Source organism: Sphaerisporangium sp. NBC_01403 (assembly GCF_045040145.1).
GTDB lineage: Bacteria > Actinomycetota > Actinomycetes > Streptosporangiales > Streptosporangiaceae > Sphaerisporangium > Sphaerisporangium viridialbum.
Map to the genome: position 1 here is coordinate 4,891,037 of NZ_CP109534.1, position 12,725 is coordinate 4,903,761.

Below are 12,725 nucleotides of genomic sequence, written 5' to 3' on the forward strand. Positions count from 1 at the left end.
GGCAGGAAGGTCGCTCAAAGAAGCACTCCAAATGGTGGGACGGTGTCGGTCACGGCCCTGCCGCGCAGCCAGGTGGCGCGTACCACCCCGGTCAGCGTGCGGCCGTGGTAGGGCGTCACCGGGTTGCGGTGGCGCAGGTCCGCCGCCTCGACGGTGAACTCGGCGGTGTCGTCGAAGGCCACCAGGTCGGCGTCCCCGCCGACGGCGATGCCGCCCTTGGCGGGCAGCCCGGCCAGCGCCGCGGGCGCCGCGGACATCCACTCGACGACGCGCGGCAGCTCGTACCCGCGCGACCTGGCCTCGGTCCACACGGCGGGCAGGCCGACCTGCAGAGAGGAGATCCCTCCCCAGGCGGCGGCGAAGTCGGGCACCTTCAGGTCGGGGGTGGAGGGGGAGTGGTCGGAGACGACGCAGCTCAGCACGCCGGCCGCCAGCCCCTGCCACAGCTCGTCGCGGTTGCCGCCGTCCCTGATCGGCGGGCAGCACTTGTACTCCGGGCCGCGCACCTGCTCGGCGGTCAGGGTGAGGTAGTGGGGGCAGGTCTCGGCGGTGATCGGCACCCCGTCGCGCCGGGCGGCGTCCAGCGGTTCGAGGCAGGAGGCCGAGGACACGTGCAGGATGTGGACCCGCGCGCCGGTCTCGCGGGCCACGGCGATGACCCGCTCGACGGCCCGGCGCTCCGACTCCCCCGGCCGCGAGTCGAGAAACTGGGGATATGTCGGGCCGAGGGGTTCGGTGAGCAGCGCGGGATCCTCCGCGTGCACCACCATGAGCCCGTCGAAGGCCGCCACCTCGCGCAGCGCCGTACGCAGGCCTGCGGCGTCCAGCGGGGGGAACTCCTCCACGCCCGACGGCGACAGGAAGCACTTGAAGCCGTACACGCCCGCCTCGTGCAGCGCGCGCAGCCCGGCGGCGTTGCCGGGGATCGCGCCGCCCCAGAAGCCCACGTCGACGGCGCACTGCCCGGCCGCCGCCGCCCGTTTGACCGCGAGGGCCTCCACGTCGACGGTCGGCGGCAGGGAATTGAGCGGCATGTCGACGATCGTGGTCACGCCCCCGGCCGCCGCCGCCCTGGTGGCGGTGGCGAACCCCTCCCACTCGGTGCGGCCCGGCTCGTTGACGTGCACATGGGTGTCGACGAGGCCGGGCAGCAGGCACACCTCGCCGAGGTCCACCTGCTCGGCCGCCGGCGCCGGGTCGTCGTAGGGCAGCAGGGCCGCGACCATGCCGTCCCGCACGGCCACCGCCAGCGGGCGCTCGCCGCCGGGCAGCACCGCCCGCCGCGACCGCACCACCAGATCGAAGTCGCTCACGGTCCTCCGTCCGGCCGGTGGTCAGTCATGGGCGTGGACGGGCGCGTGAGGCAGCCATTCGGCGGCCAGCGTGGTGGCGAGCCGCTCCAGGAGCGGGCCCGCCTCTTCCATGCAGCGTCGCACGTCGTCCTCGATGTCGGTCAGCGCGAAGGCCGCCTGGATGCCCGCCGCGCGCAACCGCTCGTCGGTCAGCGCGCGCCGGCCGCACACGGCGACCACGGGCACCCCGGCCTCGGCGGCGGCCGACGCCACTCCGGCGGGGGCCTTGCCGCGCAGGGTCTGGCCGTCGAGCGAGCCCTCCCCCGTGATCACGAGCCGCGCGCCGGAGAGCCGCGCGGAGAAGCCGAGCAGGTCGAGCAGGAGGCCGATGCCGGGCCGGATCTCCGCGCCGAGGAACGCCATCGCCGCGAAGCCGACGCCGCCCGCCGCCCCCGCGCCCGGGGTGTCGCGCGCCCGTACGCCGAGCTCGCGCTCCGCGACGTCGGCCCAGCGGGCCAGGCCCTCCTCCAGCCTCGGCAGCTCGGCCGGCCCCGCCCCCTTCTGGGGGCCGTAGACCGCCGCGGCGCCCTCGGGGCCGAGCAGCGGGTTGTCCACGTCGCTGGCGACGACGAACGCCGTGCCGGCGGGCCGGGTGAACCCCGAGAGGTCCAGGGAGCGCAGGTCGGCAAGGGAGCCTCCCCCGGGCGGCAGGTCGCGGCCCCGGGCGTCCAGCAGGCGCACGCCGAGCGCGCGCATCATGCCGGAGCCTCCGTCGGTGCAGGCGCTGCCGCCGAGGCCGAGCACCACCTCCCGGGGGCTCTGGCGCAGGGCCGCCGCGATCAGGTCGCCGGTGCCGTCGCTGCCGGCCGCGAGGGGCGCGAGCCGCCCGCCGGGCAGCCGGTGCAGGCCGGACGCCTCAGCCAGCTCGACCACCGCCACGCCGTCCAGGAAGCCGTACGCCGCGCTCACGGGCTCGCCGGTCGGGCCGGAGACGACGGCCTCGGCCCGGTGGAACCCGCAGGCGACGGCCGCCTCCACGGTGCCGTCCCCGCCGTCGGCGACGGGCATGGTCACGACCGCGACGTCCGGCCTGGCGGCGCGCAGGCCCGCCGCCACGCTGCCGGCGACCTCGACGGCGCTGAGCGAGCCCTTGAACTTGTCCGGCGCGACCAGCACATGCCCTCGCGTCACGCGCGGACCTCCGGGCGGGAATGCCCTGACCTCACGGCCCCCGGGCGGGAATGCCCTGACCTCACGGCCTCCGGACGCACCTGTACCGACCTCACGCACCGACCTCCTTGTTCACGCTGAATCCCTTGTCCGCGGCGAGCTTGGTCAGGCGGCGGCGGGCGTCGGCGCCGGCCCGTCCCGCGGCGTCGTGCGGCACGGTGCGCAGCTCGCCGTCCTCCACCACCGTCCGGCCGCCCACGAGCACGCGGGCCACGGGCGGCGTCGCGCCGAAGACCAGCGCGCACACCGGGTCCTCCACCGCCGCCGCGAAGCCGTCGACCCGCCACAGGACGATGTCGGCGAGCTTCCCCGGCTCCAGCGAGCCGATCTCGTCCTGCCGTCCGAGGCACCGGGCGCCGCCCAGGGTGCCGATCTCCAGCGCCTGGCGGGCGGTGAGCGCCGCCGGGCCGTACCTGGCGCGCTGGAACAGCAGGGCCTGCCGCATCTCGCCCGCGAGGGGCGTGAGCTCGCTGGAGGCGCTGCCGTCCACGCCGAGGCCGACGACGGCCCCGGCCCGCAGCATCTCGGACACGCGGGCGATGCCCGCCCCGAGACGGCCGTTGGAGCTCGGGCAGTGGGCCGAGCCGGTTCCCGTCTCGGCGAAGCGCCGGATGTCGCGGTCGTGGAGGTGGACGGCGTGGGCCACCCAGACGTCGGGGCCGAGCCAGCCGAGCTTCTCCATGTAGTCGACCGGGGTGCAGCCCATCTGCGCAAGGCAGTGCTCCTCCTCGTCGACCGTCTCGCACAGGTGGGTGTGGAGGCGCACGCCCTTGTCGCGGGCCAGCGCCGCCGCCTCGGTCATCAGCCCGGCGCTGACCGAGAACGGCGAGCACGGCGCGACGGCCACCTGGAGCATCGAGCCCGGGGAGGGGTCGTGGTAGGCGTCGACGGCCTCGGCCGTGGCGGCGAGGATCTCATCCAGCCCCTCGACCACCTCGTCGGGGGGCAGGCCGCCCTGGGATACGCCACGGTCCATCGACCCCCGGCACGGGTGGAAGCGGAGCCCGAGGTCGCGGGCCGCCTCGATCTCGGCGGCGAACAGGTCGCCCCGGCCCTTGGGGAAGATGTAGTGGTGGTCGGTGGTCGTCGTGCAGCCCGACAGCGCGAGCCAGCCGAGCCCGGCGGTCGCCGCCCCCTTCACGACCTCGGCGTCCATGGCCGCCCACACCTGGTAGAGCGCCGTGAGCCACTCGAACAGCGTGGCGTCCTGGGCGACGCCCTGGGAGGCCCACTGGTAGAGGTGGTGGTGGGTGTTGACCAGGCCGGGGGTGGCCAGGCAGCCGGTGCCGTCGACGCGGGTGGCGCCGGGGACGTCCGGGGCGGGGCCCGCGCCGAGCGCGGCGATGCGGCCGTCCTCGACGTGGATGTACCCCCGGCCGATCTCGGGCCCCACGACCGGGGCGATCGCGACGTTCTCGATGAGGGTGCCCACGGTCAGACCACCTCGGCCTTCCTGGCGGCGGCGAGCCGCACCGCGTCGAGGATCTTCTCGTAGCCGGTGCACCGGCACAGGTTGCCCGCGAGTGCCTCGCGGATCTCCGCGTCGCTGGGCCGGGCGTTTCGCTCGATCAGGTCGTGCGCCTGGACGAGCAGGCCCGGCGTGCAGAAGCCGCACTGCACGGCGCCGCACTCGACGAAGGCCTCCTGGATCGGGTCGAGCCGGTCGCCCTCGGCCAGCCCCTCGACCGTGCGCACCTGGCGCCCCTCCGCCTGCCCCGCCGCGACCAGGCACGAGCACACCGGCAGCCCGTCGAGGTAGACCGTGCAGGAGCCGCACTCGCCCTGCTCGCAGGCGTTCTTGGAGCCGGGGAGGCCGACCCGCTCCCGCAGGACGTAGAGCAGGCTCTCGCCCTCCCAGACGCCGTCGACCGCTTCCTGCCTGCCGTTGACGGTGAAGTTCACGCGCATGCCGCCACCTTCTCGCGGTAGTCGTTCCAGGCCCAGGTGAGCGTGCGCCGGGCCATCACCGCGACCGCGTGGCGGCGGTAGTCGGCCGTGCCCCGCACGTCGTCGATGGGTGAGGCCGCCTGGGCCGCCAGTTCGCCGAACCGCGCCAGCAGCGCGGCGTCGAGGGGGGCGGCCCCGGTCCAGTCGAGCTCGGCCGCGAGGAACTCCTCGGCGGCGATGGCCCGGCGCGGGGTCGGGGCGGCCGAGCCCACGCCGGTGCCCGCACGGCGCTCCCCGGGGTGCAGCGCTATCGCGAAGGAGCACACGGCGATGACCATGGCGTTGCGGGTGCCGACCTTGGAGAAGTACTGCGGGCCCTCGGCGGGCGCCATCCAGAAGGCGCGGATCAGCTCGTCGGGCGCGAGCGCGCTGCGCTTGACCCCGAGGTAGAACTCGGCGGCCGGGATCATGCGAGTGCCCCGGGCGGCGGACTCGACCTCGATCACCGCGTCGCCGGCGAGCAGGGGCGGGTGGCTGTCGCCCGCCGGGGATGCGGCGCCGAGGTTGCCCCCGACCGACCCCCGGTTGCGGATCTGCGGGGAGCCGACCGTGCGGGAGGCCTGGGCCAGGCCGGGGAGCTTGTCCCCCAGCTCGGCGATGACCCGGGCGTACGGCACCCCGGCGCCGACGCGGAGCCGTCCGTCGGGCATGAGCTCCCAGTCGCCGAGGGCGGTGACCTGGTTCAGGTCCAGCAGCGCCACCGGACGGCGCACGTCGAAGTTGATCTCCACCATCACGTCGGTGCCGCCCTGGATGGGCACCGCTTCGGGAACGGCCGCCTTCGCGGCCAGCGCCTCGCCCCAGGTGGTGGGTCGCAGGAATTCCATCGGCACTCCCTAGTCCCAGGCCGGGCCCGCGGCCGGCGCGTCGTCGTGGAGCACGGTGCCCTCGATCAGCCCGTACGGGCGGTCGGCGGCGAAGTAGACCTCGTTGTCGTTGTCCAGGCCGAAGGGAGCGAGGTCCACCAGGAAGTGGTGCTTGTTCGGCAGCTCCAGCCGTACCTCGCAGACCTCCTCACGGGTGGCCAGCACGCGGCTGCCCATGGCGAAGAGCGTCTGCTGCAGGGACAGGCTGTGAGTGCCGGCGAACGCCTCCAGCAGGCACCTCCGCACTTCATCGTACGATTTTCCGAAATCGTACGAATCGGCGAGATCCGCGGGTGGCACCGCGTGGCGCCAGCGCGCGGTCACTGCGGTGGCGAGGACGCGGTCGGTGGCCGGCGGCAGCGTGGTGTACTCGTCCTGGATGAACCCGTGGAACTCCGAGCCCGTGGAGTTCAGCACGACCAGGTCGCGCAGGCCGGACACCACCGTGGAGGTGCCGTCCTGATCATGGTGGACGACGCACGTGCGCGTCTCGGTGGCCGACCGCACGAAGGAATGCGGCCCCCTGCGCTCCCAGGAGTACTCCTCCACCTCCACGCGGGCGTGGTGGATCGTGGGCTGCGAGCCGACGAAGTGCCGGGCGAGCAGGAGGGCGAACTCCTCGATCTGCCCGATGCCGTGCCTCTTGGCGAAGGCGTAGACGGTGTTCTTCTGCGAGTCGGTCGGCAGCACCGCGGCGTTGCCGCCGTTCCTGTGCACGTCCTCCATGTCGCCGGCGAGCGAGATGGAGACGTTGCAGTCCTTGAGGTGGTGGACCTCGCCGTCGCGGGTGACGCGGACGACGCGGGTCTCCGCCTTGCCGTAGCGGTTGGGTCCGAGGACGACGGTCATCGCTAGCTCCCTCGGTACGTCGAGTAGGCGAACGGGCTCAGCAGCAGGGGCACGTGGTAGTGCGCCTCCGGGTCGTCGATCGCGAAGGTCACGACGACCTCCGGGTAGAACGCCGTCACACCCGACCTGGCGAAGTAGGCGCCGGTCTCGAAGACCAGGCGGTGGACGCCCCTGCCCGGCTCCCCCTCGGGCAGCCAGTCGCGCAGGCGGCCGTCCTGGTCGGTCACGCCCTTGCCGACAAGACGGTCGCCCTGGTGCAGGCTCACGGCCACGCCCTCGGCGGGCCGGCCGTTGCCGGAGTCCAGCACGTGGGTGGACAGGCTCACGTCTCCTCCTCCGCGTGGGCGCCGGTGACGGCCCTGGACGGGGTCACGCGCCCTCCTCGCCCCTGTTGCCGCCCTCCGCGAGGAGCTTAGCCACCCGCAGCCGCGTGATCTTGGCGAGCTCCTCCCGTACGACGGCCCGCTCGGTCTCCTGGTCGTTGCGCAGGCGGTCCCTGAGACGGCCGAGCATCTCCTCCGCCGACAGGCCCGTGGCGCAGATCAGGTACACGTGCCCGAACCGCTCCTCGTACATCATGTTTCCCCGGAGCAGCTCACCGCGCGTCTCGTAGCTCGACCCGGTCACTCCGGACTGCTCCAGCCTCGACCAGAGCGACTCCCTGCCGCTCCCCTGCATGCGCTCGCCGATGCGGGGATGAGCGGTGAGCGCCTCCAGCACCTCGGGCCAGCTCAGGTCCTTGACCGCCGCCTCCGCCGTGTCGACGGCAGGGGCGATGTCGTCGTACGGCCGCGAGGCGGCGACCTGGCGGGCGAAGGTGCCTGAGGCACAGCAGGCCAGCAGCTCCCGCTCCGCCTCGATCGGGCTGAGCGCGTTGAACCCTTCCAGGCCGCGTCGAGCGGGTGTCACATTGGGCATGCCAGCAAGTAGACCGTCACCGGCGGGCGCGGTCCAGCGGCGGGAGCTCCCAAGTGGCCCAACGCATCGCCACGACTTTTGTGTCATGCTCCAAGTCGTCCCGGTGCGGGCCCGGAAAGCGGCCCGCCGGGGCATCAGGCGGCCTCCCATAGGCTGGACACCACCATGACCGTTACCTCTCTCATCGGCGGGCACGCGCTGGTCACAGGTGGTCTGGCCACCGGCGGCCTGCGCTACGCGGCCGAGATCGACGCCGAGATCATCCAGGTCTTCGTGACCAACCCCCGCGGCTGGGCGCTCGCCGAGGGCAGGCCCGCCGAGGACGCCGCGCTGCGCGACTCGGGCATGCCGGTGTTCATCCACACGCCCTATCTGGTCAACATGGGCTCCCCCAGCGCCGAGACCCTGGAGCGGTCCATCCTGACCGTGCGGCACTCGCTCAGGCGCGGCGTGGAGACCGGCGCGCGCGGCGTGGTCGTGCACACCGGCTCGGCGGTGACCCAGCCGAGGGACGCCGCCATGCGGCAGCTCCGCGAGCACCTCCTGCCGCTCCTGGACGAGATCCCCGACGACGGTCCCGACCTGCTGCTGGAGCCGATGGCGGGTCAGGGCCAGATGCTCTGCGCCACCATCCAGGACCTCGGGCCCTACTTGGCGGCCCTGGAGTTCCACCCGCGCGCCAACGTCTGCCTGGACACCTGCCACGCCTTCGGCGCCGGGCACGACCTCGCGGCTCCCGGAGGCATGGGGCGCACGCTCGACGCCCTCCACGCGGTCGCTCCCGGCCGGCTGAAGCTGCTCCACGTGAACGACTCCAAGGACGCCTGCGGCCTCAAGAAGGACCGCCACGAGAACATCGGCGCCGGGCACATCGGCGTGGCGGCGTTCGCCGACCTCCTGCGCCATCCGGTCGCGGCCGGGGTGCCGCTCTGCATCGAGACCCCCGGCAAGGCCGACAAGCACCGCGAGGACATCGCGCTCCTGAAGAGGCTCCGCGACGGGAGCTGAGCCCCGGGGGCCGGGGACGGCAGTGGCGGGGTGCTCGCGAGGTGATCCGGCCGCCCCCCTTTTGGGCCGGATCACCTGAGGGGCCTTGCGGCCGTCCGCGAACACCCCGCCTCGCCGAGGCCGACGGGCCCTACCCCCCGGTAAGGGCCCGGCGACCTGTGGGGACCGCCGGGCACGCGCATGGGCGCGGAAGCCAGGCGATCGCCAGCGGTTCCGCGTATCCAAGGTCTTTCCGGCCCATGGGGCGGGTTTCCCCCCCGGTTACGCAGTGTGGCTCTTCGACGCGGATGACATTACGGTGGGTCATCGGGGTCATGTGGCCCACTTGGGGGCCGCCTCGCCAAGCGGTCAGTAGCCAGCGATATACGGAACGTGGCGGCGCGACGAGCGGTGCCTACGCGCCGACGAGCGGTAGGCCGGGGGCTCGCGCCGAGCGGCACCGCCCGTCCGGCGAGAGGAGCGCGGCCTCACCGACCGGACGGACGCGGGGCTCAGGGGGCGGGCGCCGGGCATCCGGTCTCACGGACCGGAGGGACGCGGGCGGCCTCACGGGCCCGACGAGACCGGGTGGGCGCCGAACGGCAGGGCCCCGGCCGCGAGTGCCTCGACACCCGAGGAGAGGGCCCCCGACGGCAGGGCGCCGCGGGACTGCCGGACGAGCTGCTCGCGGACGCGGCGGGTGTGCCGCCGGCTGACGGGCAGGGTCGTGGCGCCGACGCGGAGCACGATGCGGCCCTCGTCGAAGCGCATCTCGGTGACGTGCCGGGCGGACACCAGCGTGCTGCGGTGGATGCGGATGAACCCCGAGGAGCCCCAGCGGCGCTCCAGGGCGGCCAGGGACATGCGCACCAGGTGGGTGCCCTCGGCGGTGTGCAGGCGCACGTAGTCGCCGCTGGCCTCGGCGTAGGTGACGGCGTGCTGGGGGACGAAGCTGGTGCGCCCGCTCAGCTCGACCGGGATCACGTCGTCCATCGCCGCCTCGGCCGCCGACGGGCCGTACGTGGCGGACTCCAGGCGGCGAACGGCCTCGGCGACCCGGTCGGGCCGCAGCGGCTTGAGCAGGTAGTCGACGGCCTCCAGCTCGAACGCCTGCACCGCGCGGTCGTCGTGCGCGGTGACGAACACCAGCTTCGGCGGGCTCGGGAAGGCGCCGATGAGCCTGGCCAGGTCGAGGCCGTCGAGACCGGGCATGCGGATGTCGAGGAACACGCTGTCGAGCCGCTCTCCCGCGCCGATCATGGCGACCATGTCCTGCAGCGCGGCCACGCCGTCGGAGGCCGTCAGCACCTGTTCGACGCGGCTGTCCTGCCGGAGGAGGTACGCCAGTTCCGACAGCGCGTGCACTTCATCGTCAACCGCCAAGACACGGAGCATGAGGACAACGCTGCCGCCCGGACCGCCCGCCGGGCAAGCCTCATCTCAACATTGTGTAACCGTTCGACTCCATTTAGCTATAGCTTGGGCGGATTTTCGGGACGCGCATGCGGACCGTCGTGCCCTCGCCGGGCGCGGTGTCGATGACCAGCCCGTACTCCTGGCCGTAGATCTGGCGCAGCCGCACGTCGACGTTCGCGAGGCCGATGCCGCCGCTGTCGCCGCTCGGCGGCTCGCCGTCGAGCATCTCCCTGACCCGCTCGGGATCCATGCCCGCCCCGTCGTCCTCGACGGTGATGTGGACCTCGTTGCCCACGTCGCGCACCACCACGCTGACCTCGCCTGACCCGCCGCCCCTGCGGATGCCGTGGGTGATGGCGTTCTCCACGAGGGGCTGCAGGCACAGGAAGGGCACGGGCACCGGCAGCACCTCGCGCATGACGTCCACGACGAAGCGCAGCTTGTCGCCGAAGCGCGCCCGTTCGAGCAGCAGGTAGCGGTCGACGCAGGTGAGCTCGTCGGAGAGCGTGGTGAAGTCTCCCGCGCGGCGCAGGGCGTGCCTGGCGAAGTCGGCGAAGTCCAGCAGCAGCTCGCGGGCGCGGTCGGGGTCGGTGCGCGTGAACGAGGCGATCGTGGCCAGCGAGTTGCAGACGAAGTGCGGCGAGATCTGCGCCCGCAGGGCCCGCGTCTCGGCGTCCAGTGCCCGCCGCCGCGTGGCCTCCAGCTCGGCCAGCTCCAGCTGGCCCGAGGCCCACTGCCCGACCTCGGCGGCCGCCCGTACGAGCGCCGCGCTCACCTGGGTGTCGTAGGCGGCCAGCGAGCCGATGACCCGCCCGTCGACGGTGAGCGGCACCACGACGGCGTCGCGGATGGCGCAGTCCTCGGCCTCGCAGAACAGCTCGTCGCCCGCGACCAGGTGGGGCCGCCCGCCGGCCAGGACGCCGTGGACGTGGCCCAGCAGGTCGCGGGTGCGCGCCTCGCCGGGAGGATCCCAGGCGCCGTCCCAGGCCAGCACCTGGTCGGTGGAGGTCACGGCGAGGGCCTCCGTGCCGAGGAGGGCGCGCAGGTGGCGTACGGCCCGGCGGGCGGAGTCGCGGGCGAGACCGGCCCTGAGGTAGGGCGCGGCCATCGCGGCGAGGTGCAGGGTGGCGAACGTGGCGTTGTCGGCCTGTTCGTCGCGCCCGGCGTCGCGGCCGCGCCGGCCGAGGCCGTACCCCACAAGACCGCTCAGAACGCATAACAGTGCCCACCCGGTAAGGAGCATGCGGGCAACCGTAATAGGTGACCTAATGTGATCGTGCCCGAACTCTGCGGAACCCTAGGAAGGACCGTCTCCGGGATCCTCCTGGTAGGCATAGCGCTGTTCACGCCACGGATCGCCCAGGTTGTGGTAGCCGCGCTCCTCCCAGAACCCCCGGCGGTCGGCCAGCAGGTACTCCACGGCACGCACCCATTTCACGCTCTTCCAGGCGTAAAGGTGGGGGACCACGATGCGGACCGGAAACCCGCGCTCGGAGGTCAGCGGCTTCTCGTCCAGCTCCATGGCGAAGATCGTGGAGTCGCGGTCGAAGTCCTCGATGCGGAGGTTGGCGCTGTAGCCGTACTCCCCCCAGATCATGACGTGGCTGACGCCCGCCGCCGGGGGGGCGGCCTCCATCAGGGTCTTGGCCGATATGCCGCCCCACTCGTTGCCCATGATCGAGAACTTGGTGACGCAGTGGAAGTCGGCGATGACGCTCACGCGGGGCAACGCGGAGAACTCGGGCCAGGTGAAGCGGATCTCCTCGCCCGAGGCGGTGGCCCCGAACACCGACATGTTCCAGCGCTCCGGCCGGAACTGCGGGACCCGGCCGTAGTGGATGACCGGGCGGCCACGTGGGATGTACTGCCCGGGGGGCAGTCGGGTCTCCTCGGTTGGATCCGGCACGCAGCAATCCTGCCACCGCGCTCTTGACCGCGTGTCATTGGCACCCCGTTAGTCCCGGCGAACCCAGGCGCCCGACAACCACCCTGAGGGCATGCGCTATGCTTTTCGGCAATGCGTACTGTATTCGAATTTTGGTATGGCGACGGACCCGTGGAACGGACCGTTCGCCGTCGGATGCTGCGCTGACAGGCAAACGTCGACGAAGGCCCCGGGTCCCCAAGGACCCGGGGCCTTCGTCGTTTTCCAGGCGGTTTCATCGAGAAGGGCACCATCATGGTCATCGTCATGTCTCCCGGGGCCGGACAGCAGGAGATCGACGCCATCGTCGACCTGGTAGCAACGGCGGGAGGCGAGGCCTTCGTCAGCCGCGGCGTCAACCGCACGATCATCGGCCTCGTCGGGGACATAACGCAGTTCGGCACCCTGAACCTCGGGAGCCTGCCCGGCGTGGCCGACGTCATCCGCGTGTCCGTGCCATACAAGCTGGTGAGCAGGGAGAACCACCCCGAGAGATCGACCGTCCGGGTGGCCGGGGTGCCGATCGGGCCCGACACCGTCACGCTGATCGCCGGTCCGTGCGCGGTCGAGACGCCCCAGCAGACGCTGGAGGCGGCGCGTATGGCCAGGGCCGCGGGGGCGAGCCTGCTGCGCGGCGGCGCGTACAAGCCGCGCACCTCGCCGTACGCCTTCCAGGGGCTCGGCGAGGCGGGGCTGCGCATCCTCGCCGACGTGCGCGAGGAGACCGGCCTGCCGATCGTCACCGAGGTCGTGGACGCCCACGACGTCGAGCTGGTCGCGTCCTACGCCGACATGCTCCAGGTGGGCACCCGCAACGCGCAGAACTTCGCGCTGCTGCAGGCCGTCGGGTCGGTCGGCAAGCCGGTCATGCTGAAGCGCGGCATGAACGCCACGATCGAGGAGTGGCTCATGGCGGCCGAGTACATCGCCCAGCGCGGCAACCTGGACATCGTGCTGTGCGAGCGCGGCATCCGCACCTTCGAGACCGCCACCCGCAACACCCTGGACGTCTCGGCCGTGCCGGTGGCACAGCGGCTGTCGCACCTGCCGGTCATCATCGACCCCTCGCACTCCGGCGGCCGCCGCGACCTGGTGCTCCCGCTGGCGCGCTCCGCGATCGCCGTCGGGGCCGACGGGATCATCATCGACGTCCACCCGCACCCCGAGCAGGCGCTCTGCGACGGCCCTCAGGCGCTCGTCGACGGCGACCTGGACGAGCTGGCCCGCGTCATGCGCGACTTCCCGCCCCTGATGGACCGCGTGCCCGCCACCGCGCTCACCCCCGTGGCGTAGACC

General features: G+C 73.0%; 13 protein-coding genes. 2 read left to right on the forward strand and 11 right to left on the reverse strand.

Translation table 11 applies throughout. The features are described from left to right. Positions 1 to 14: 14 nt before the first annotated feature. From allB to uraD, 8 genes are all read right to left on the reverse strand, one after another. Entirely contained in the window at positions 15 to 1,313 is a 1,299-nt protein-coding gene (allB, locus tag OG589_RS22015) for an allantoinase AllB (protein ID WP_405151837.1), read from the reverse strand. A gap of 21 nt (positions 1,314 to 1,334) precedes the next feature. Then, the gene (locus OG589_RS22020; protein ID WP_405151838.1) at positions 1,335 to 2,483 is read right to left on the reverse strand and encodes a glycerate kinase; all 1,149 of its coding nucleotides are present in this window, start codon (positions 2,481 to 2,483) and stop codon (positions 1,335 to 1,337) included. Positions 2,484 to 2,574: 91 nt separating this feature from the next. After that, entirely contained in the window at positions 2,575 to 3,954 is a 1,380-nt protein-coding gene (locus tag OG589_RS22025) for an 8-oxoguanine deaminase (RefSeq protein WP_405151839.1), read from the reverse strand. A 2-nt stretch (positions 3,955 to 3,956) separates the two neighbouring features. Next, positions 3,957 to 4,430, reverse strand: coding sequence for a (2Fe-2S)-binding protein (locus OG589_RS22030; RefSeq protein ID WP_405151840.1), 474 nt, complete (start codon positions 4,428 to 4,430; stop codon positions 3,957 to 3,959). Continuing rightward, positions 4,421 to 5,296 carry an FAD binding domain-containing protein gene (locus tag OG589_RS22035; RefSeq protein ID WP_405151841.1) on the reverse strand — a complete coding sequence of 292 codons (876 nt, stop codon included), beginning with the start codon at positions 5,294 to 5,296 and terminating at the stop codon, positions 4,421 to 4,423. Before OG589_RS22035 ends, OG589_RS22030 begins: the two co-directional genes overlap by 10 nt. A 9-nt stretch (positions 5,297 to 5,305) precedes the next feature. Next, complete coding sequence (pucL, locus tag OG589_RS22040; RefSeq protein WP_405151842.1) at positions 5,306 to 6,184, reverse strand: factor-independent urate hydroxylase; 879 nt, start codon at positions 6,182 to 6,184, stop codon at positions 5,306 to 5,308. Positions 6,185 to 6,186: 2 nt separating this feature from the next. Further along, on the reverse strand, positions 6,187 to 6,510 hold the full coding sequence (uraH, locus tag OG589_RS22045) for a hydroxyisourate hydrolase (protein WP_405151843.1): 324 nt from the start codon (positions 6,508 to 6,510) through the stop codon (positions 6,187 to 6,189). Between the two features lie 43 nt (positions 6,511 to 6,553). Beyond that, the gene (uraD, locus tag OG589_RS22050) at positions 6,554 to 7,102 is read right to left on the reverse strand and encodes a 2-oxo-4-hydroxy-4-carboxy-5-ureidoimidazoline decarboxylase (RefSeq protein WP_405151844.1); all 549 of its coding nucleotides are present in this window, start codon (positions 7,100 to 7,102) and stop codon (positions 6,554 to 6,556) included. A 165-nt stretch (positions 7,103 to 7,267) separates the two neighbouring features. Here uraD and OG589_RS22055 point away from each other — a divergent pair, with 165 nt between their 5' ends. Beyond that, positions 7,268 to 8,110 (forward strand): deoxyribonuclease IV, encoded by an 843-nt coding sequence (locus OG589_RS22055; RefSeq protein WP_405151845.1) that lies wholly within the window; start codon positions 7,268 to 7,270, stop codon positions 8,108 to 8,110. Between the two features lie 546 nt (positions 8,111 to 8,656). On the opposite strand, the gene OG589_RS22060 is transcribed toward OG589_RS22055, so the two are convergent. The 3 genes from OG589_RS22060 to OG589_RS22070 form a co-directional block, all read right to left on the reverse strand. Further along, positions 8,657 to 9,484 carry a LytR/AlgR family response regulator transcription factor gene (locus OG589_RS22060; RefSeq protein WP_405151846.1) on the reverse strand — a complete coding sequence of 276 codons (828 nt, stop codon included), beginning with the start codon at positions 9,482 to 9,484 and terminating at the stop codon, positions 8,657 to 8,659. Positions 9,485 to 9,557: 73 nt separating this feature from the next. Then, entirely contained in the window at positions 9,558 to 10,748 is a 1,191-nt protein-coding gene (locus OG589_RS22065; protein WP_405151847.1) for a histidine kinase, read from the reverse strand. A 54-nt stretch (positions 10,749 to 10,802) separates the two neighbouring features. Beyond that, complete coding sequence (locus OG589_RS22070; protein ID WP_405151848.1) at positions 10,803 to 11,411, reverse strand: molybdopterin-dependent oxidoreductase; 609 nt, start codon at positions 11,409 to 11,411, stop codon at positions 10,803 to 10,805. 273 nt (positions 11,412 to 11,684) lie between these two features. Here OG589_RS22070 and aroF point away from each other — a divergent pair, with 273 nt between their 5' ends. Further along, positions 11,685 to 12,722 carry a 3-deoxy-7-phosphoheptulonate synthase gene (gene aroF, locus OG589_RS22075; protein WP_405151849.1) on the forward strand — a complete coding sequence of 346 codons (1,038 nt, stop codon included), beginning with the start codon at positions 11,685 to 11,687 and terminating at the stop codon, positions 12,720 to 12,722. Positions 12,723 to 12,725: the final 3 nt, after the last annotated feature.

Coding starts and splice junctions, on each gene's coding strand:
- aroF (WP_405151849.1), top strand. CDS start 11,685: ATGGTCATCGTCATGTCTCCCGGGGCCGGACAGCAGGAGATCGACGCC.
- pucL (WP_405151842.1), bottom strand. CDS start 6,184: ATGACCGTCGTCCTCGGACCCAACCGCTACGGCAAGGCGGAGACCCGC.
- OG589_RS22055 (WP_405151845.1), top strand. CDS start 7,268: ATGACCGTTACCTCTCTCATCGGCGGGCACGCGCTGGTCACAGGTGGT.
- OG589_RS22035 (WP_405151841.1), bottom strand. CDS start 5,296: ATGGAATTCCTGCGACCCACCACCTGGGGCGAGGCGCTGGCCGCGAAG.
- OG589_RS22060 (WP_405151846.1), bottom strand. CDS start 9,484: ATGCTCCGTGTCTTGGCGGTTGACGATGAAGTGCACGCGCTGTCGGAA.
- OG589_RS22030 (WP_405151840.1), bottom strand. CDS start 4,430: ATGCGCGTGAACTTCACCGTCAACGGCAGGCAGGAAGCGGTCGACGGC.
- uraD (WP_405151844.1), bottom strand. CDS start 7,102: ATGCCCAATGTGACACCCGCTCGACGCGGCCTGGAAGGGTTCAACGCG.
- OG589_RS22065 (WP_405151847.1), bottom strand. CDS start 10,748: ATGCTCCTTACCGGGTGGGCACTGTTATGCGTTCTGAGCGGTCTTGTG.